Here is a 19,195-nt window from a genome sequence, read left to right as displayed (position 1 = left end):
GGGCGGAACGCTCGACGAACCGGCGGTCCGCTTGCCCAACGGCGCGGCGCACCGCGCGCGGAGCGGCTGCTGCCGCGGCACGGCGGGACGCCAAGTGGGCGGCTGCCGGGTGGGCAGTCGCATCTTCCGCGGGGCCGGTCTCGGCGCGGCCGGGCGCATCCATATCGTCCAGAGTAGGCATTGCCGCCGTGCATGCAATGCAAAAGTGACGATCGGTGACGATTTGTTGCGGCAGTCGCCGCTGAGGACGGTGACGGTGGCGGTAGTGTGGCGAGGGTGCAGCGAAGAATCATGGGTATCGAGACAGAATTCGGTGTCACCTGCACTTTTCATGGGCATCGTCGGTTGAGCCCGGACGAGGTGGCACGGTATTTGTTCCGGCGCGTCGTGTCGTGGGGGCGCAGTTCCAATGTGTTCCTGCGCAACGGGGCGCGCCTGTACCTCGATGTGGGCTCCCACCCGGAGTACGCGACCGCGGAGTGCGATGGCCTGCGCCAGCTCGTGGCGCATGATCGCGCCGGCGAGATGATCCTCGAGGAGCTCCTCCTCGATGCGGAGCAGCGGCTCTCCGACGAAGGCATCGCGGGTGATATCTACCTGTTCAAGAACAACACTGATTCCGCGGGCAACTCGTATGGCTGCCACGAGAACTTCCTGGTGTCGCGGTCCGGGGAGTTCTCCCGCATCTCTGACGTGCTGCTGCCGTTCCTCGTCACCCGGCAGTTGATCTGTGGCGCGGGCAAGGTTTTGCACACTGTCAAGGCGCCGATCTTCACGCTGTCGCAGCGCGCGGAGCATATCTGGGAGGGCGTGTCCTCGGCGACGACGCGGTCGCGGCCGATCATCAATACCCGTGACGAGCCGCATGCGGATGCGGAGAAGTATCGCCGGCTGCATGTCATCGTGGGCGATTCAAACATGGCGGAGACGACGACCCTGCTGAAGGTGGGATCGGCGGCGCTTGTGCTAGAGATGATCGAGGCCGGCGTGCCGTTCCGGGACTTCGCGCTGGACAACCCGATCCGCGCGATCCGCGAGATCAGCCATGACATCACGGGCACCAAGCCGGTGCGGCTGGCGGGGGGACGCCAGGCGAGCGCCCTGGAGATCCAGCGCGAGTACCACGCCCGGGCGGTGGAGTACCTGGCGGCGCGCGAGCCGAGCGACGAGCTCGACCAGGTGGTGGACCTGTGGGGCCGCATGCTGGACGCTGTGGAGTCGCAGGATTTCAGCAAGGTCGATACGGAGATCGATTGGGTGATCAAGCGGAAGCTGTTCACCCGGTACGAGGAGCGCCATGGCTTGCCGCTGGGCGATCCGAAGATCGCGCAGATCGATCTCGCCTACCATGACATCAAGCAGGGCCGCGGCGTCTTCGATGTGCTGCGGCGCAAGGGCCTGGTCGCCCGGGTGACGTCCGACGAGGAGGTCAAGCAGGCGACGGCGCTGCCGCCGCAGACGACGCGGGCACGGTTGCGCGGCGAGTTCATCGCGGCGGCGCAGGATCGTGGCCGGGACTTCACGGTCGATTGGGTGCATCTGAAGCTCAATGACCAGGCGCAGCGGACGGTGCTGTGCAAGGACCCGTTCCGGTCGGTCGATGAGCGGGTGGAACGGCTCATCGCCGCCATGTGACGTGGTAGCGGGCACGCAGCGGGAAGGAACGATCAGGTGGCGGCAGCACGTGCGGAACGACTGGTCAACCTCGTGATCGCTTTGCTGTCCACGCGGCAGTTCCTCACCGCGGACCAGATCCGGGAGACGGTGGCGGGCTATCCGCGCGACGGCAGCGACGACGCCTACTACCGCATGCTCGAGCGCGACAAGGCGGAGCTCCGGGACCTCGGCATCCCCCTGGAGACCGGGCGGGCGTCGTGGCACTCGGCAACGGAGGGCTACCGCATCCGCCGCGATGCCTACGAGCTGCCGGACGTGCAGCTTGATCAGGACGAGGCCGCGGCCGTGGCGGTGGCGGCGCAGTTGTGGCAGTCGCCGGAGCTGCACGCGGCGACGCAGGCGGCATTGCTGAAGCTGCGTGCCGGCGGGGTCCCGGTGATCGAGGGCGTTCCGGTGACGATGGTGCCGCAGCGTGCCCGCACGTCGGAGCAGGCGGTGCGGGTACTGCTCGAGGCGATCGACTCGGGTACCGCCGTGCGGTTCGCGCACCGGCGCAGCGCCGGGGAGGATTTCCGCGAGCGCGAGGTGGAGCCGTGGGGCATCGGCACCTGGCGGGGCCGCTGGTACCTGGTGGGGCTCGATCGGCACAAGCAGGCGGTGCGCACGTTCCGGCTCTCCCGCATCGCCGGCGAGGTGAGCGTGATCGGCAAGCGCGGAATGGTGCGCAAGCCCGACGATGTGGATATCCATGAGCTGATCGCACGCGCGGTCGCCAGCCGTCCGGTCGCGCAGCTTCCCGCGACGGTGTGGGTGGCGTCGGGCAAGGTGCACGAGCTGCGGCGCATCGCTTCGGCCGCGGTGCCGCACGTGCTCGACGGCGCGGAAGGGGACCTGCTGGAGGTCGAGTCGTCCTCGTGGGAGTGGCTGGCCCGGGCGGTGGCCGGGCATGGGCCCGATGCCGTGGCGATCGAGCCGCCGGAACTCGTCAACGCGGTGATCGCGGTGCTCGAGGGCGCGCTGCGGGCCGCGGGAGGTGATCGGTGATGGCGTCGTCGCGGTTGTCGGTGAAGCTGGTTCGCCTGCTCAACCTGGTGCCGTACGTGATGGCCAACCCGGGCATCTCCAAGGCTGACCTGGCCCGGGAGATGGGCGTGACGCAGAAGGAGCTGGTCGACGATCTGAACCTGCTGTGGATGTGCGGCCTGCCCGGCTACGGTCCCGGTGACCTGATCGATCTCTCCTTCGAGGGCGAGACAGTGGCGGTGACCTACGCGGCCGGGATGGAGCGGCCGCTGCGCCTGGCCGGGCCGGAGGCCACAGCGCTGCTCGTGGCGCTGCGCGCGCTGCTCGATCAGCCCGGCATGGCGGACCCCGCGGCGGTGCGGCGGGCGATCGCGAAGATCGAGTCCGCTGCCGGGGTCGCGGCATCCAGCAATGACAACCGGGAGCCTGGCCAGGACGAGCAAGCATCAGCGGAGCCCGGGGCTGGTGATCCGGCCGCGGGTGCCAGGCTCGCGGTCGTGCGGGAGGCGGTGCGCCGCAAGCGTGCCCTGAGCATCGTGTACTACTCCGCCTCGCGGGATGTGGTGAGCGAGCGCGTCGCCGATCCGATGGGGATGCTGCTCGTCGATGACCAGGCCTACTTGCAGGCGTGGTGCCGCATGGCCGAGGACGTGCGGCTGTTCCGCCTCGACCGCATCGAGTCCGCCCGGCTGCTCGATCAGCCCGCGCGGATCCCCGCGGATGCCCAGCGCGCCACGGCCGATGGCTTGTTCAGCGACCATGAGCACCTCGGGGTCGCGCGATTGGTGATCGAGCCCTCGGCGGGATGGTTCGTCGATTACTACCCCGTGGAGAACGAGCACCGCCTCGATGACGGCCGGGTGCAGGTCGAGATGCGCTATGCCTCGGATGAGTGGATGGCGCGGATGCTGCTGGGCTTCGGCGCGAGCATCACGGTGGTCGGTCCGGCCGGGCTCGCGCAGCGGATGCGGCAGCAGGCGGAGGCGGGCCTCGAGCGCTACCGGCAGGCTTGATGACCGCTGATAGTGGATGAAGCGTTGGTGAACGCGCGCTCGGGGCGCGGATGCCCCGGCCGGATCTCGGGTAGCATCGGAACCGACGTCAATGTGGGAGGCTGAAAGAACAATGGGATTCACGAGCCCGTGGCACTGGTTGATCCTGATCCTCGTCATCGTGGTGCTGTTCGGCTCCAAGCGGCTGCCGGACGCGGCCCGCGGGCTGGGGCGCTCGATGCGCATCTTCAAGAGCGAGATCAAGGAGATGGGCAACGACGGCGGCACCGATAGCGCCCAGCAGCCCCCGCAGTCCGCGCCTCCGCAGATCAGCGCCGCGCCCACGACCCAGGACGATCAAGCCCAGAGCGGCTATACCCAGCAGGGCAACCAGCAGCAGCAGCCTGATCAGCGCGCTTAGCGCGCGGCCCGCGCAGCGCCAGTCCGGCAGCGGCTGGCGCTGCGGCATTCTGGCCGGATCCCTATCCCTGTGAGCGAGAAGAATGACCGCGGTGCGACTATCCCTGAAGCCTGCGCGCCGGAAGCGCAAGATCAATCCGGACGGCACCATGCCGCTCAGCGAGCACCTGCATGAGCTGCGTACCCGGCTGCTGATCGCCCTCGCCGCGGTCACGCTCACCACGATCCTCGGATTCCTGTGGTACTCGTTCTCGGTGCTCGGCATGCCCTCGCTGGGCGACCTGCTGCGGGGTCCCTACTGCGAGCTGCCGCAGGAGGCGCGTGCCTCGCTGACGCAGAACAGCGACGAGTGCCGCCTTCTCGCCACCGGCCCGTTCGAGCAGTTCATGCTGCGCTTGAAGGTCGCGGTCACCGCGGGGATCGTCATGGCCAGCCCGGTATGGCTGTACCAGGTGTGGGCGTTCGTGGTACCGGGCCTGCACCGCAACGAGCGCCGCTTCGGCATCGTGTTTGTCATGATCGGCGCGCTGCTTTTCATCGCCGGCGCCGTGATGGCCTACTTCCTCGTCGCCTTCGCGCTGCAATTCCTGCTCAGCATTGGTGACAACGTCCAGATCACCGCATTGAGCGGCCAGGAGTACTTCGGCTTCATCATTAGTCTCATCATCATCTTCGGAGTCAGCTTCGAGCTGCCCCTGATCGTGGTGATGCTCAACGTGGTGGGCATCCTGCCCTACGAGAAGCTCAAGTCCTGGCGCCGCGGCATCATCTTCGCGCTGTTCGTCTTCGCCGCCTTCGTCACCCCGCACGATCCGTTCTCGATGATCGCGCTCGCCCTCACCCTGACCTTGCTGTTCGAGATAGCCGTGCAGTTCGCGCGCATCAACGACAAGCGCCGCGCCCGACGGGCCGGAGCGTGGGGGCACCTCGCCGATGACGAGTCGGAGCCGCTGGAGGCCCCCGGTCCCGTCGCCAATGACGCTTCCGGCGAGCAGGAGCGATAACGTAGGACAGGATGAGCACTCCTGCCACTGAGGTCGCGGCGTTCGCCGCGCAACTACCGTTCCCGCTCGACCCGTTCCAGCTGCGCGCCTGCGAGGCGCTGGAGGCCGGGCACGGCGTGCTCGTGTGCGCGCCCACCGGTGCCGGCAAGACCATCGTCGGTGAGTTCGCCGTGCACCTGGCGCTGCAAGCGGGCCGCAAGTGCTTCTACACCACGCCGATCAAGGCCTTGTCGAACCAGAAGTTCCACGACCTCGTCGAGCGGTACGACCGCGACACCGTGGGCCTGCTCACCGGCGACCAGAGCATCAATTCCGACGCGCCGATCGTGGTGATGACCACCGAGGTGCTGCGCAACATGCTCTACGCCGGCTCGGACCGGCTGCGCGGCCTCTCGCACGTCGTGATGGACGAGGTGCACTTCCTCGCTGACAGGTTCCGCGGCGCCGTGTGGGAGGAAGTGATCCTCCATCTCGCCGACGATGTCGCCCTCGTCAGCCTGTCCGCCACGGTCAGCAACGCCGAGGAGTTCGGCTCCTGGATGGAGACCGTGCGCGGCGACACCACAGTGATCGTCGACGAGACCCGGCCCATCCCGCTGTGGCAGCACATGCTCGTCGGCCGGCGCATCCTCGATCTTTTCCCGAGCCGGAGCAGCGACGGCCCGCCCGGCCGCGGCCAGCGCAAGCTCAACCCCGACCTGCTCTCGCACATCCGCAAGCGCCTCGCGATCGAGGACGCCGAGCGGCCCGGGCATCGCCGCGGCGGAAGCCGTGATCGCCGGGGCCGCGGCGGCCCGCCCAGCCGCTACCGGCCACCGTCGCGGCCCGAGGTGATCACCCAGCTCGACAAGGCCGGGCTGCTGCCAGCCATCACGTTCATCTTCAGCCGCGCCGGCTGCGACGCTGCCGTCGGCCAGTGCGTCCGCTCCGGGCTCACCCTCACCACCGAGGACGAGGCCACCCGCGTGCGCGAGATCATCGAGCGCCACACCGGCGAGCTGCCGCGCGCGGACCTGCGCATCCTGGGCTACGAGCAGTGGTGCACCGCGCTCGAGCGCGGCATCGCCGCCCACCATGCGGGAATGCTGCCGGCTTTCCGCCACACCGTGGAGGAACTGTTCGTCAATGGGCTCGTCAAGGCCGTGTTCGCCACCGAGACCCTCGCGCTGGGCATCAACATGCCCGCCCGCAGCGTGGTCCTCGAGCGCCTGGTCAAGTTCAATGGCGATACCCACGCCGACCTGACCCCCGGCGAGTACACGCAGCTCACCGGCCGGGCCGGGCGGCGCGGCATCGATATCGAGGGCCACGCGGTGGTGCTGTGGGAGCCGAGCGTGGATCCCGACATGGTGGCGGGGCTGGCATCCACGCGCACCTTCCCGCTGCGCAGCTCGTTCGCCCCCGGCTACAACATGGCCGTCAACCTGTTGCGACACCTTCCCGCGGAGGAGGCCCGCGCCCTGCTCGAGCGCTCCTTCGCGCAGTTCCAGACCGACCGCAACGTGGTCGGGGTGTCGCGCGCCATCGAGCGCAACGAGCGGGAGCTGCAGCAGCTCGAGGGCGGCACCGACTGCCATCTCGGTGACTTCGCCGAGTACGCGGCCCTGCGCCGCGCCATCAGCGAGCGGGAGCGCGAGCTCAAGCGTGGCGCCACCGGGGAGAAGCGCAACACGGTCGCCGAGTCGCTGGTGCGGCTGCGCCGTGGCGATGTGATCACCGTCCCTGCCGGGCGACGGGCAGGCCCCGCGGTGGTGCTCGAGCCTGATCGGGAGTTCGCCGACCCGCACCCGCTGGTGATGACCTCCGGCGGCTGGTCGGGGAGGCTCTCGCCGCGGGACTTCGCGGACCCCGTGGAGGCGGTGGGGTCGATCCGGCTGCCCCGGCACATCGACTTCCGCGACGCCCAGGTGCGCCGCGACATCGCTTCCACGCTGCGCAACAAGGGCTTCGTGCCGAGCTCGGGGCCGGGCAAGCACGGCAAGCATGGCAAGAAGCGGGGCGGCGCGACGCACGACCGGGAGCTTGCCCGGTTGCGCCGCGAGCTCAAGCAGCATCCGTGCCACGATTGCCCCGACCGCGAGGAGCATGCCCGGGTGTCCGAGCGGTCCCATCGCCTCGCCGTGGAGACGCAGCGGCTCAGGACCCGGATGGATGCGGCATCGTCGTCGCTGGCGCGGACCTTCGACCGGATCGTGGAGCTGCTCGCCGAGCGTGCCTACCTCGAGCCGGACGGCGACCCGGTGGTCACCGAGGAGGGCGAGTGGTTGCGGCGCATCTACAGCGAGAGCGACCTGCTGGTGGCCGAGGCGCTGCGGCGCGGCATCTGGAAGGGTCTCGCCCCCGCGGAGCTGGCTGGCGTGGTGTCTTCCGTGGTCTTCGAGGCGCGCCGCGACGCCACGGTCGCGAGCGCCATGCCCACCGGCCCGCTGCGCCGGGCTATTGCCGACACGCAGCGCATCTGGGAGGAGATCCAGTCCGACGAGATCCGCCACCAGCTTCCCATCACCCGGGAGCCCGACACGGGCTTTGTTCACGCGATCTACGTGTGGGCGCAGGGGGCACCGCTGCTCGACGCGCTGCTCGCCGCTAACGAGATCCCGCCCGGTGATTTCGTGCGCTGGTGCCGGCAGGTGCTCGATCTGCTCGAGCAGTTGCGCATCGTCGCCCCGGACGCTCAGGTGCGTTCCTCCGCGGGCAAGGCCATCGCGGCGATCAAGCGGGGCGTCGTCTCGATCGATGCCACCACCGAATAGCAGTCCTGCACCGAATAGCGGGGCAGTGGCAGGGAACCGCTGACGGGCACGGCGTGGCACGGCATGATGGGAACCATGAGCGCCCGTCCCCTGCCCACGGCCGAGGAGCTGCATGACCTCGCCATCAACTGCCTGCACGCATGCGGGGCCGACGTCGTCCCCGAATCCGTGTTCACCGGCACGATCCTCCCGGTGGGAACGGGTGAGCCCCTCGAGGCCCGCACTCCCATCCTTGGCGCTGACCTGTTGACCATCACGGGCAGCTCGCCAGCGGACGTCGATGATGCGATCGGCGGGGCCATCGAGGCCTTCGCCGCGTGGCGGTCGGTGCCCGCGCCCCGCCGCGGGGAGGTGGTGCGCGCCCTCGGCGTCCTGCTGCGCGAGCACAAGGCGGATCTCGCGACGCTCGTGACGATCGAGGCGGGCAAGATCACCTCCGAGGCGCTCGGCGAGGTGCAGGAGATGATCGATGTCTGCGACTTCGCCGTCGGATTGTCGCGCCAGCTCTACGGCCTGACCATGGCCTCGGAGCGGCCGGGGCACCGGCTCGCCGAGACCTGGCATCCGCTCGGCGTGGTCGGCCTGATCACCGCGTTCAACTTTCCCGTGGCGGTGTGGGCCTGGAACACCGCGATCGCTCTGGTGTGCGGCGATCCGGTGGTGTGGAAGCCGTCGGAGTCCACGCCGATGACCGCGCTGGCCTGCGATGCGCTGCTCGCGCGGGCGATAGCCGAGCAGGACGCGCCCGAGGGCCTGCACACCGTGGTGCTCGGCGCGCGGGACGTGGGGGAGCAGCTTGTCGATGATGATCGGATCGCCCTGCTCAGCGCGACGGGCTCGGTGCGCATGGGCCCCGAGATCGGGCCGCGCGTGGCGGCACGGTTCGGACGCTCGCTGCTCGAGCTCGGGGGCAACAATGCCGCTATCGTCGCGCCGTCTGCGGACCTCGATCTCGCGGCGCGCGCGGTGGTGTTCGCGGCGGCGGGCACCGCGGGGCAGCGCTGCACCACGTTGCGGCGGCTGATCGTGCACCGCTCGATCCTCGATGACGTGGTGGATCGTGTCGCCGCGGCCTACAGGACGCTGGTGGTGGGGGATCCGTTCCGCGACGACGTGCTCGTGGGGCCGTTGATCTCGGACAGGGCCGAGGAAGCGATGCGCGATGCCCTCGAGCGGGCCACGGAGGCGGGGGGCACGATCGTCCACGGTGGTGATCGCATCGCCATCGAGGGGGCCGAGGACGGCGTATATGTCGCGCCGGCGATCGTGCGGATGCCAGGCATGGCTCCAGTGGTGCGGGAGGAGACGTTCGCGCCGATCCTGTACGTGCTCGCCTACGACGATCTCGACGAGGCCATCGCCCTGCACAACGCGGTGCCGCAGGGACTGTCGTCGGCGATCTTCACCACCGACCTGCGGGAGGCGGAGCGCTTCCTTGGCCCGGAGGGTTCGGACTGCGGCATCGCCAATGTCAACATCGGGACCTCGGGCGCGGAGATCGGCGGGGCGTTCGGCGGCGAGAAGCACACCGGCGGCGGGCGCGAATCCGGGTCGGACGCGTGGCGCAACTACATGCGGCGGTCCACGAGCACCATCAACTACTCCTCGGAGCTGCCGCTCGCCCAGGGCGTGCGGTTCGCCTGATCACCCGGTGCGCGCGGGGTTCGCGGCGAGAGCGGCGAGCAGCCGGGCGAGCGCGTTGTCGATGCCATAATCGTGACCGAGCTCGGCCAGGCTGTGCCGATCCTGCGGTTCCGCGGGGAGCTCGTCCGGCCGCGACAGCAACACCGGGGCGTCGGTGGCCACGCGCACGACCTTCTCGGCAGCCTCGACATACTCCACGCTCGCGGTGAGCTTGTTGCGCACCCCCGGCGCGAGGCTGCTCGCGGGATCGGCGGCGGCCGCCATGACAGCAGCGAGCGACCCATGCTCGAGGAGCAGCCGCGACGCGGTCTTCTCGCCCACCCCCGCCACACCGGGCAGGCCGTCGGATGGATCGCCGCGCAGCAGCGCCAGCTCGGCATAGGCCGCGCCGGCGCGATCCGCTGGTACTCCGAACCGGGCGGCGACCTCGGCCGGGCCGAACAGCTCCGCCTTCGCCAGGCCGCGCCCCACATACAGCACCCGCACGGGCACCGGATCGTCTGCGACCACTTGCAGCAGGTCCCGGTCACCGCTGACCACGATCACCGGATCGCTGGTCTCCCGCGCCGCGAGGGTCCCCAGCACATCATCGGCCTCGAAGCCGTTGGCCCCGGCGGTGGCGATGCCGATCGCGTCGAGCACATCAAGGATCATGTCCACCTGCGGGGGCAGCGAGTCCGGAACATCCTCGGCGCCCCCGGCTGGCGCCTCGGGATCCGCGACCCGGTGCGCCTTGTAGGAGGGGATCGCCGCGACCCGGAAGGCCGGGCGCCAATCGTTATCGAGGCACACCACCAGGCGTGACGGCGCGTGGGAGCGGACCAGGGAGGCGATCGTATCGAGGAAGCCGCGCACCGCGTTGACCGGTCGCCCATCCGGCGCGGTCAGCGACTCGGGCAGCGCGTGGAACGACCGGAACCAAAGGCTCGCGCCGTCGAGGAGAACTACCGGTGCATCCATGGTTCCGTATCATGCCAGGCCGTGGCGGGCTGCTCGCGCCGGGATAGGCTGGGGGGCATGGCTGATCCCGATACCGGTGCCCCGTCCGCCACCTACGCCGCGCGGCTCGAATCCGCCGCTCGACTGCTGAGCGGGCAAGGCATCGACGCCCTCCTGATCACCCCCGGTCCCGACCTGCAATACCTCACCGGATCAACGATGTCGTCGTTCGAGCGCCTCACCTGCCTCGTGGTCCCCGCGACGGGACAGCCGCGGATGATCGTTCCCCGGCTCGAGGTCGCGGCCCTGCGCGGCACCGCCCTCGACGATCTCGACGTCGCCATCCTCCCGTGGATCGATGGCGAGGACCCGCACGGCATGATCGTCGAGGCGATCGGACCGGACGCGCGCGCCGCCATCGCTGATGCCGCGCCAGCCCTCCATGTCCTCCCGCTGCAGGCGCGGCTCGGCCAGCCGCTGGCGCTCGCCACCGACGTGCTGCGCGAGCTACGCATGATCAAGGACGAGGCGGAGAAGGCAGCATTGCGGCAAGCTGGCGCCGCCATCGACCGCGTCCATGCCCGCATGGGCGAGTTCCTGCGCGCGGGCCGCACCGAGTCCGAGGTCGCCGCGAGCATCACCGCCGCGATCATCGAGGAGGGGCACACCGGGGCGGCGTTCGTCATCGTCGGCTCCGGCCCGCACGGCGCGGACCCGCACCACGAAGTGTCTGAGCGGGTCATCGCGCGCGGCGACATCGTCGTCATCGACATCGGTGGCCCGGTGCCCGCTGGCTACTTCTCCGACTGCACGCGCACCTACAGCATCGGCGAGCCCGATCCCGCGGCGGCCGAGCGCATCGCCATCCTCGAGGAAGCACAGGCCCGCGCGGTGGCCACGGCCCGTCCCGGCGCCACGTCCGGGCAGGTCGATGCGGCCGCCCGCGACCACCTCGCCGCCCACGGCCTCAGCGAGTACTTCGTGCATCGCACCGGCCATGGCATCGGGCTCTCCGTCCACGAGGAGCCCTACATCATGACCGGTGGTGAGCAGGTGCTACGCGAGGGCATGGCGTTCAGCATCGAGCCCGGCATCTATCTCCCAGGCGAGTGGGGCGCTCGCATCGAGGACATCGTCATCCTGACCGCGGACGGATGCGAGCCGGTCAACCGCCAGCCGCACCGCTTGACCGTGCTTCCCGGGTGATCGAAAAGCGCTGATGAACGGAAGGTGGTGAGGGTGGTGGAGAAACGGGGCTCGTCGTACCCGCGGGTCCGGCGGATCGGCGCCTTGCTGGTCATCGTGCTGGCCGTGCTTGTTGTCGTGATCATCTTCACCCGGGGAGACGAGCAGACCGGCAGCGCCGGCGACGCGAGCACCACGGCCTCCACCACGGCCGCGGAGAGCGACGGGGAGGGTCGCGTCGTGCGCATCGACCACGGCGACCCCCGGCAGGAACGGCGCGTGGTGATCACCATCGTCGAGGACTACACGTGCGAAGCGTGCGCGGCCTTCGCTGAGCAGTACCGCGTGGTGCTGCGCTCCCTCGTGACCACCTTCGACGCCGCCGTGGAGCACGTCCCCGTTGCCGCCGATGATGATGCGGCCGCCCTGCGCCTAGCGAACGCCTCGCTGTGCGTCGCCGATGACACGATCGAGGACTGGATGGCATTCCGGTCCGCCATGTTCGATCTCGGCACCGTCGGCGGCGGCGCGGCGATGGTCGCCGACCAGCAGCTCGTGCGCATCGCGCAGGCCACGGGTGCATCGCACAGCGTGACGGCATGCATCGTCGAGAACCGCTATGCCGCGGAGCTCGAGGCCGCCACTGCCCGCTGGTCCAGCGCCGGGGTGGAGCTGCCCCACATCGAGATCAACGGGGAGCCCTACGAGCCATCGACCCCCGCGGACCTGTCCGCGCTCGTGCGCGGGCAGTGATCCCTAGCGGCCGATCATGAGTGCGGGGGCTCGCCGGTCAATCGGTGATCCGCATGGTTGAACCCCTCACGGACCAGCCTGGCGAGATGGCCGTCGCGGATGCGATAGACAATGCGCCGACCGTCGCGCCGGGTATCGACCATCTCGGCGAGCCGGAGCTTCGCGAGGTGCTGGCTGATCGAGGTGCGGGAGGCGCCCGTGGCCTCGGTCAGGGTGCTGACATCCGCCTCGCCGCGAGCGAGCAACCAGAGCACATGCAAGCGAGTGGGGTCCGACAGCATCCGGAATGCGTCGCTCGCGGCATCGAGGTGAGCCTGGTCCGGGGGCGCGTCATGGACGAGGCTGGGGTAGGCCGGGGCGGGCTGGCGCAAGGGATTGGACGCAGTCACAGGACTATCCACCTCTCGATTCATCCCGGGGAGCATGGTCGCTCGGTGGCCACGCCGCCGCGGCAGCCACCGCCGCGGCGGCAGCAAGAAGCGTGAGCACGAGGGTAGCAGCGACCTGTCCCGCCGCTAGGCCGAGCCAGCCGGCGAGCGGATAGGTGATCAGGAAGCATGCGTGGCTGAGCGAGAACTGGGCCGCGAAGACAGCGGGCCGGCTAGCCGGCGATGAGCCCCGTCGCAGCAACCGGGCCGCCGGAGTGAGGACCATCGACGTGCCCGCGCCCATCATTGCCCACGCGAGCACCAGCGGTAGCCAGGCGATGCCCGGCGCGGTCGCGGCGGCCACGCTGGTGCTGGGCGCGACGAGAACAGTTGTGGTGGCCAGGCCGATCACGCTGAGCAGCCCGCCGCCGAGCATCACGGACCTGTCGGTGCGGCGGCGGAGAACGCCCGGAACGAGGACGGCGGCCAGCACCGACGCCGTGCCGAAACAGGCCAGCGCGAGCGCCACCCCAGTACCCGTACCACGGGTCAGGGCCTGCACATGGATGACGGTGGTGACCAGCACGACCGCCGTGGCGGCGGCGACGACCATGTCGAGGGCCAGCAGTGCCCGCAGCTCCCTGCCTCGCAGCATGATCCGGGAGCCGTGCACGAGCCGTGCGGCAATCGGAGCGGGCGAGGGCGCGATCGGCATGGTCGGGAGCGCGCTCCACAGCACGATGATCCCGGACAGCAGGAACCCCACAGCCGTGCCCAGGAACAGTGATTCGTAGGAGTAGACGGCGAGCAGGGCGATCGCGATCACGGGACTGGCGAGCGATTCGAGATCGTAGGCGACGCGCGAGCAGGACAAGCCCTGGGTGTATTCGTCCTCGTCGACCAGCACGGCCGGAAGCATCGCTTGGAAGGCAGGCGTGAACGTGGCCGAGGCTGCTTGCAGGACCAGGATGAGCAGGTAGATCTGCCAGACCGCATCGACGAGGGGCAGGGCGAGCGCCACGGAGGCGCGGATCGCATCGGCACTGACCAGCAGCACTTTTCGCGGGACGTGGTGCGCCAGTGCCGAGATCACGGGCGCGATGCCGACGTAGGCGACCATCTTGATGGTGAACGCGGTGCCGAGGACCGCGCCCGCGCTGCTGCCCGCGATGTCCACGGCCAGCAGGCTCAGGGCGATGGTGAGCAGCCCGGTGCCGAGCAGCGCGAGCACCTGGGCGGTGAGCAGCTTGCGAAACAGCGGATTGCCCAGGGCGCCGTGCCGGAGGCTGGGGCGGGAAGTACGCGCCATCCCTCAATCGTATATGTGCGCACATGCGCACTCAATGGTTAAGAGTCGCGGGCGCCGGGGGCGTGGGGTGGCCGGGCGCTTCCCTCGCCCGGCCACGCGGCAACCGTAGCACACCATCGAACGGATGTTCGATGGTGGTTGCCGGGTGTCGGAAAGCTCCGTCGGCCTGGCCCGGGATGGCCTGCTCCGGAATGGCCGGGTGTCCCTTGGCCTGCTCCGCCAGTGGAAGCTTCTCCCCCTCTGAGCGGGAAAACTTTCCACTGGCGCGTGGGGGGCGCCGCGCCCACCCGCCGTCGGCCAGCCGCGCTACTGCCCGAGCAGCGACCGCGAGCCGAGGATGCGGGTCACCGCGATCTCGATGACGACGCGGCGCGGGTTCTCGCGCGGCACCCGGTAGCGTCCGGCGTAGCGCTCCTCGGCGTCGCGCACGGCCTCGGGCTCGCGGCGCACGGTGGCGGAGCCCTCGAGGGCGAGCCAGCGCGCCCGGTCGACCTGGAATACCGTGGCGTGCCCGGCCCGGTCGACGTTGACCACCTTCTGGCTGCCCTCGCTGGTGATCACCCGTGCCTTGCGCGCCTCTGGATCCCAGGTGAAGCCGACCGCGACAACGTGTGGCAGGCCGTTGGCGCGCAGGGTCGTCAATGATCCGAGGTGCCGCTCGGCGAGGAAGGTCGCGGCATCGTCGGTCAAGTCTTCGGGGGTGTATGCCATGGCGTTCACCGTAGTCGAGCACACTAGGGGCGTGAGCGATGCAAAAGTCCCGTCCCCTTCCCGCGCGAGCCTTGCCGACCGCTTCGACCCCGGCCCGGTGGTGATCCTGGGCGGTCGCAGCGAGATCGGCCTGGAGGTGGCGCAGCGCCTCGCGCCCGGTCGTGTCGTGGTGCTTGCCGCCCGCCGCAGCGAGGATCTGGCGAGCGAGCAGCAGGTCGTGCGGAACGCGGGCGCGACGGACGTGGTGCCGGTCGAGTTCGACGCGGACGATACGGCTTCCCATGAATCGTTCCTCGACGATCTCGAGGCGCGCGTGGGCCTGCCCGGCGTGGTGGTGCTGTGCTTCGGCATCCTGGGCGACCAGCAGCGCGCGGAGGACGATGCGGCGCACGCCGTGCAGATCATCCACACCGACTACGTGGCGCAGGCGAGCGTGCTGACGAGCCTGGCGCGCCGGATGAGGCAGCAGGGCCGCGGGCAGCTCGTGGTGTTCTCCTCGGTGGCCGGCGCCCGGGTGCGGCGCGCGAACTACGTGTATGGCTCCGCGAAGGCCGGTCTGGATGGCTTCGCCAGCGGTCTCGCGGATGCCCTGCATGGCACGGGCGTGCACTTGCTGATCGTGCGGCCTGGGTTCGTCATCGGCCGCATGACCGAGGGCATGGATCCCGCTCCGTTCTCCAGCACGCCCGGCCAGGTCGCGGACGCGGTGGTCGCGGCGGGGGCCCGGCGCCGCCGCGTCGTGTGGGTGCCGTTGCAGCTGAAGCTGCTGTTCATGGCGTTGCGCTTGCTGCCGCAGTGGGTGTGGCGGAGGATGCCCCGGTGACCCCTGGCGAGGCGAGCGGCGGGCCGCGCATCGTGGTGGTGGGGATCGGTGCCGACGGTTGGGCGGGGATCGGGGATCCGGCCCGGGAGGCGATCCGGGCGGCCCGCACCATCCATGGCTCGGCCCGCCAGCTCGCGCTGCTGCCGGACGAGGTGGCGGGTCAGCTCATGGCCTGGCCGTCGCCCCTCCTGCCCGCGTTGCCCGGGCTGATCGAGGAGCACGGATCGGGCAGGATGTGCGTCCTCGCGAGCGGCGATCCCATGCTGCACGGGATCGGGGCGACCCTTGCCCGCATCGCGGGCGTCGAGCGCCTGCGGGTGCTGCCGCACGTGTCGAGCGTGTCGCTGGCGTGCGCGCGGCTGGGATGGGCGATCCAGGACACGTCCGTGGTGTCGGTCGTCAACCGGCCCATCGCGGCGATCCTGCGGGAGATGGCGCCGCGTGGCCGCATCCTCGTGCTCAGCGAGGATGCGGCCACGCCCCGGCAGGTCGCGGGCCTGCTGGATGCGCACGGTTGGGGAGGCAGCCGACTAACAGTGCTCGAGCAGCTGGGCGGGCCACGGGAGAACCGGGTCTCCGGTCTCGCGTCGGGCTGGGAACTGCCCTAGGGTGATCCGTTGAATGTCGTCGCGATCGAATGCGACACGGGCCCCGGTATCCAGCGGGCACTCGTGCCCGGGCTGCCGGACGAGGCGTACGGCGATAGCCAGCTGACCAAGCAGGAGGTGCGCGCGGTGACCTTGGCGGCGCTCGCTCCATTGCCCGGCGAGGTGCTGTGGGACGTGGGGGCCGGTACCGGAAGCATCGCCATCGAGTGGATGCGCGCGCATCCCTCGTGCCGGGCGGTGGCGTTCGAGCAGGATCCCGCTCGATCGGAGCGCCTGCGCGGCAACGCCTCATCGCTGGGCGTGCCCTCGCTGCACGCGGCGGGCGCGGCGCCCGGGGCCTTCGCGGATGTGCCCGCCGCCCTTGCTATCCCGGATGCGATCATGGTCGGCGGTGGGGCCACCGCGCTCGGCCTGCTCGACGCCTGCTGGGACCGGCTGCGCCCAGGCGGACGGCTCGTCGTCAACGCGGTGACGACGGAATCCGAATCACTCGTTCTGCGGTGGCACGGCACGCACGGGGGAATGCTGCGGAGGATGCAGGTGCATCGCGCGGCTCCGCTCGGGGCGTTCACCACCTGGCGGCCCCACATGCCCGTGACCCAATGGAAGGGGACTAAGCCGTGACCGTGTTCTTCGTCGGCGCCGGGCCCGGCGCCGCGGACCTGCTGACGCTGCGGGCGGTCCGCGTGCTCGAGCGCGCACCGGTATGCCTCTACGCCGGCTCGCTCGTGCCCGATGAGGTGCTGGCCCATTGCCCGCCGGGTGCCCGCTTGATCAACACTGCCCGCATGCGCCTGCCCGATATCGTCGACATCATGGCCGAGGCCACCGAGCGCGGCGAGGACGTGGCGCGCCTGCACTCCGGCGACCCGTCGATCTACAGCGCCGTCGCCGAGCAGATCCGGCTGCTCGCCGGGCGGGGCATCGACTACCAGATCGTGCCGGGCGTGCCTGCGTTCGCCGCCGCGGCCGCCGCGCTGGGCCGGGAGCTGACCGTGCCGGGGGTGGGGCAGTCGTTGCTGATCACCCGCATCGCCGTCCGGGCTACTGCCATGCCTCCTGGCGAGGAGCTCGAGCGGCTCGCGAGCACCGGGGTGACCCTGGCGCTGCATCTCGCCGCCGCGCACATGGACACCGTGATCGCCGCGCTCGCCCCCCATTACGGCACGGACTGCCCCGCGGCCGTCGTGGCGTTCGTCAGCCGGCCCGAGGAAGTGGTGCTGCGCGCGACGGTGGGCACGATCGCCGAACGCATGGCCGAGCAGGGCATCACCAAGACGGCCGTCATCCTGGTGGGCCGCGCGCTCACCGCGGATGGATTTCCCGATAGCTACCTGTACTCGGAGGAGCGGGCGAGGGCGCTGCCGTCATGCGGGTCCTGATCCTCGGTGGCACGGGCGAGGCCCGGCAGCTAGCTGCCGCGCTGGTCGGCCGCCATGCCGTGGTGTCGTCGCTGGCGGGCCGGGTGCGGGAACCACTGGTGCCGGTCGGGGAGGTGCGATCAGGCGGGTTCGGCGGCGCGAGCGGCTTCGCGGCGCATCTGCGCGAGGACCGGATCGAGGCGGTGATCGATGCGACGCACCCCTTCGCCGCGACGATGACTGCCACTGCGGCACGCGTCACGGGCGGGCTGGGCGTGCCGTTCGCCCGGCTGCAGCGACCAGAGTGGGAGCCGGTGCCGGGGGATAAGTGGCTCGATGCGCCGGATGTTGCTGGCGCCGCGCGGATCGTGGACGGGTTGCTGCGAGGGGGAGGCGCCACGCGCGCCCTGCTGACGGTCGGAAGGCAGGAGCTCGCGGCGTTCGAGGACCTTCCGCGCGGCACCGTGGTGGCGCGGACGATCGATGCGCCCGCTGTTGTCCCGGCGTCTGTGCGGGAGGTCATTCTCGCGCGGGGCCCGTTCACGCTCGGGGAGGAGCGCGCGACGCTCGAGCGATCTGGGGCGGACGTGCTGGTCAGCAAGAACAGCGGGGGCGCGGCGACAGCCGCGAAGCTGGTCGCGGCGCGGGAGCGGGGGATACCGGTGGTAATGGTGGGGCGCCCGGCGCTGCCTGGAGGCGTGACCGTGATGACGAGCGTCGCGGAGGCAGTGGCGTGGGCTGATCACGTGGGCTGATCACGTGGTGCCGCCGGCTGCTCGATGACGGCGCGGACGTGGTGCGAAAGTGAAACCTGAGAATTCTGGTGAAACTGCGGCAGGAGTGAACTCCTTACCTACGATAAGGATCGTCGCCCGCCCCCGATCCCAGGAGAACCCGTGGCCTCCCGACGTGATTTCCTCCGCAATGCCGCTCTCGGCGGACTTGCCGCCATGCAGGCCGGCGGGGCATTTTCCTCCCTCGGTGATCTCTTGCCCGGCAACTCGCGCCCACCTTCGCCCACCTCGCCGGGCACGCCTCCGTCGCCGAGCGTGCCGACGATCCCCGGCAGCGATGACACCGGGCAGATCCTGATCGACTATGCCGCCGGAGTGCCGTCGGCGGCCTCGATCAAGCGTGCCGGGTACCGCGGCGTCATCCGCTACATGTCCGAGCCCCGCGCTAGCTGGATGATCGGCAAGCCCATGCGGGCCAGCGAGGTCGCCGACATGAAGTCCCAGGGGCTCGCGATCGTCTCGTGCTACCAGTTCGGCAAGGACGTCACCTCCGACTGGCGCGCGGGCTACAACGGCGGCACCCGCCACGCCGCGATCGGCGAGCGGTTGCACCGTGAAGCGGGCGGCCCCGCTAACGCTGTCATCTACGCCGCGATCGACAGCAATCCGAGCAGCAGCGAGCTCGAGCTCGTCGCCGGCTACATCCGCGGCTGGCAGGACACCATCGGCGCCGCACGTACCGGCGTCTACGCGAACTACCCCACCATCGAGTTCCTCCGCGGCCGCGGGCTCGGCCGCTACTTCTGGATGCACAACTGGGGCTCGGGCGGACGCGTGCACCCCGCGGCCCACATCCACCAGTTCGAGATCGACCGGCTTACCGTGGACGGGGTGGGCATCGACCGCAACCGCATCCTCAAGCCCAGCTACGGCCAGTGGTGACTCCTCCCC

17 protein-coding genes and 1 pseudogene are annotated in these 19,195 nt (G+C 70.2%); 14 read left to right on the top strand and 4 right to left on the bottom strand.

What is annotated here, in order from left to right:
- Positions 1 to 276 precede the first annotated feature (276 nt).
- The 7 genes from pafA (at position 277) to amaB (ending at position 9,453) form a co-directional block, all read left to right on the top strand.
- Complete coding sequence (pafA, locus tag HT102_RS10430) at positions 277 to 1,635, top strand: Pup--protein ligase (RefSeq protein ID WP_192039354.1); 1,359 nt, start codon at positions 277 to 279, stop codon at positions 1,633 to 1,635.
- A gap of 36 nt (positions 1,636 to 1,671) precedes the next feature.
- Complete coding sequence (locus HT102_RS10425) at positions 1,672 to 2,661, top strand: helix-turn-helix transcriptional regulator (RefSeq protein WP_192039353.1); 990 nt, start codon at positions 1,672 to 1,674, stop codon at positions 2,659 to 2,661.
- Positions 2,661 to 3,653, top strand: a complete 993-nt coding sequence (locus tag HT102_RS10420; RefSeq protein WP_192039352.1) for a helix-turn-helix transcriptional regulator — start codon at positions 2,661 to 2,663, stop codon at positions 3,651 to 3,653. Before HT102_RS10425 ends, HT102_RS10420 begins: the two co-directional genes overlap by 1 nt.
- A gap of 112 nt (positions 3,654 to 3,765) precedes the next feature.
- The gene (gene tatA / locus HT102_RS10415) at positions 3,766 to 4,053 is read left to right on the top strand and encodes a Sec-independent protein translocase subunit TatA (RefSeq protein WP_192039351.1); all 288 of its coding nucleotides are present in this window, start codon (positions 3,766 to 3,768) and stop codon (positions 4,051 to 4,053) included.
- 91 nt (positions 4,054 to 4,144) lie between these two features.
- A complete protein-coding gene (gene tatC, locus HT102_RS10410) occupies positions 4,145 to 5,056 on the top strand; it encodes a twin-arginine translocase subunit TatC (protein WP_333473383.1) in 912 nt (303 codons plus the stop codon).
- An 11-nt stretch (positions 5,057 to 5,067) separates the two neighbouring features.
- Complete coding sequence (locus HT102_RS10405; protein WP_192039350.1) at positions 5,068 to 7,809, top strand: DEAD/DEAH box helicase; 2,742 nt, start codon at positions 5,068 to 5,070, stop codon at positions 7,807 to 7,809.
- Between the two features lie 75 nt (positions 7,810 to 7,884).
- A complete protein-coding gene (amaB, locus tag HT102_RS10400) occupies positions 7,885 to 9,453 on the top strand; it encodes an L-piperidine-6-carboxylate dehydrogenase (protein WP_225443485.1) in 1,569 nt (522 codons plus the stop codon).
- Here the strand turns inward: amaB and HT102_RS10395 are convergent, their stop codons facing one another.
- Positions 9,454 to 10,413 (bottom strand): 5'-3' exonuclease, encoded by a 960-nt coding sequence (locus HT102_RS10395; RefSeq protein ID WP_192039349.1) that lies wholly within the window; start codon positions 10,411 to 10,413, stop codon positions 9,454 to 9,456.
- 57 nt (positions 10,414 to 10,470) lie between these two features.
- On the opposite strand from HT102_RS10395, the gene HT102_RS10390 reads away from it, so the two are divergent.
- Both HT102_RS10390 and HT102_RS10385 read left to right on the top strand, forming a co-directional pair.
- Positions 10,471 to 11,598 (top strand): M24 family metallopeptidase, encoded by a 1,128-nt coding sequence (locus HT102_RS10390; protein ID WP_192039348.1) that lies wholly within the window; start codon positions 10,471 to 10,473, stop codon positions 11,596 to 11,598.
- 33 nt (positions 11,599 to 11,631) lie between these two features.
- Positions 11,632 to 12,330 (top strand): DsbA family protein, encoded by a 699-nt coding sequence (locus HT102_RS10385; protein ID WP_192039347.1) that lies wholly within the window; start codon positions 11,632 to 11,634, stop codon positions 12,328 to 12,330.
- Between the two features lie 14 nt (positions 12,331 to 12,344).
- Here the strand turns inward: HT102_RS10385 and HT102_RS10380 are convergent, their stop codons facing one another.
- From HT102_RS10380 to HT102_RS10370, 3 genes are all read right to left on the bottom strand, one after another.
- Complete coding sequence (locus HT102_RS10380; protein ID WP_333473382.1) at positions 12,345 to 12,719, bottom strand: ArsR/SmtB family transcription factor; 375 nt, start codon at positions 12,717 to 12,719, stop codon at positions 12,345 to 12,347.
- Positions 12,720 to 12,723: 4 nt separating this feature from the next.
- On the bottom strand, positions 12,724 to 14,007 hold the full coding sequence (locus tag HT102_RS10375; RefSeq protein ID WP_192039345.1) for an MFS transporter: 1,284 nt from the start codon (positions 14,005 to 14,007) through the stop codon (positions 12,724 to 12,726).
- 306 nt (positions 14,008 to 14,313) lie between these two features.
- Positions 14,314 to 14,718: a TIGR03618 family F420-dependent PPOX class oxidoreductase gene (locus tag HT102_RS10370; protein WP_192039344.1), complete on the bottom strand. Its 405-nt coding sequence runs from the start codon at positions 14,716 to 14,718 to the stop codon at positions 14,314 to 14,316.
- Positions 14,719 to 14,749: 31 nt separating this feature from the next.
- On the opposite strand from HT102_RS10370, the gene HT102_RS10365 reads away from it, so the two are divergent.
- The 5 genes and pseudogenes from HT102_RS10365 (at position 14,750) to HT102_RS10345 (ending at position 19,186) form a co-directional block, all read left to right on the top strand.
- A complete protein-coding gene (locus tag HT102_RS10365; RefSeq protein ID WP_408611342.1) occupies positions 14,750 to 15,541 on the top strand; it encodes an SDR family NAD(P)-dependent oxidoreductase in 792 nt (263 codons plus the stop codon).
- Positions 15,520 to 16,773 (top strand): annotated as a pseudogene (gene cbiE / locus HT102_RS10360) (precorrin-6y C5,15-methyltransferase (decarboxylating) subunit CbiE). The gene HT102_RS10365 and the pseudogene cbiE overlap by 22 nt, the downstream one beginning before the upstream one ends.
- On the top strand, positions 16,770 to 17,531 hold the full coding sequence (cobM, locus tag HT102_RS10355; protein ID WP_192039342.1) for a precorrin-4 C(11)-methyltransferase: 762 nt from the start codon (positions 16,770 to 16,772) through the stop codon (positions 17,529 to 17,531). Before cbiE ends, cobM begins: the two are co-directional and overlap by 4 nt.
- Positions 17,519 to 18,265, top strand: coding sequence for a cobalt-precorrin-6A reductase (locus HT102_RS10350; protein WP_192039341.1), 747 nt, complete (start codon positions 17,519 to 17,521; stop codon positions 18,263 to 18,265). Before cobM ends, HT102_RS10350 begins: the two co-directional genes overlap by 13 nt.
- Positions 18,266 to 18,406: 141 nt before the next feature.
- Entirely contained in the window at positions 18,407 to 19,186 is a 780-nt protein-coding gene (locus HT102_RS10345) for a DUF1906 domain-containing protein (protein WP_192039340.1), read from the top strand.
- Positions 19,187 to 19,195: the final 9 nt, after the last annotated feature.

It is taken from the genome of Lolliginicoccus lacisalsi, assembly GCF_014841105.1.
GTDB classification, from domain to species: domain Bacteria; phylum Actinomycetota; class Actinomycetes; order Mycobacteriales; family Mycobacteriaceae; genus Lolliginicoccus; species Lolliginicoccus lacisalsi.
The sequence above is the reverse complement of the archived record's forward strand: the minus strand, read 5'-3'. Positions and strand labels throughout refer to the sequence as shown.

What these genes read in the sequence shown, in the direction of transcription:
- HT102_RS10420 (WP_192039352.1), top strand. Translation starts at nt 2,661, where the DNA reads ATGGCGTCGTCGCGGTTGTCGGTGAAGCTGGTTCGCCTGCTCAACCTG.
- tatA (WP_192039351.1), top strand. Translation starts at nt 3,766, where the DNA reads ATGGGATTCACGAGCCCGTGGCACTGGTTGATCCTGATCCTCGTCATC.
- HT102_RS10405 (WP_192039350.1), top strand. Translation starts at nt 5,068, where the DNA reads ATGAGCACTCCTGCCACTGAGGTCGCGGCGTTCGCCGCGCAACTACCG.
- amaB (WP_225443485.1), top strand. Translation starts at nt 7,885, where the DNA reads ATGAGCGCCCGTCCCCTGCCCACGGCCGAGGAGCTGCATGACCTCGCC.
- HT102_RS10395 (WP_192039349.1), bottom strand. Translation starts at nt 10,413, where the DNA reads ATGGATGCACCGGTAGTTCTCCTCGACGGCGCGAGCCTTTGGTTCCGG.
- HT102_RS10390 (WP_192039348.1), top strand. Translation starts at nt 10,471, where the DNA reads ATGGCTGATCCCGATACCGGTGCCCCGTCCGCCACCTACGCCGCGCGG.
- HT102_RS10375 (WP_192039345.1), bottom strand. Translation starts at nt 14,007, where the DNA reads ATGGCGCGTACTTCCCGCCCCAGCCTCCGGCACGGCGCCCTGGGCAAT.
- HT102_RS10370 (WP_192039344.1), bottom strand. Translation starts at nt 14,718, where the DNA reads ATGGCATACACCCCCGAAGACTTGACCGACGATGCCGCGACCTTCCTC.
- HT102_RS10350 (WP_192039341.1), top strand. Translation starts at nt 17,519, where the DNA reads ATGCGGGTCCTGATCCTCGGTGGCACGGGCGAGGCCCGGCAGCTAGCT.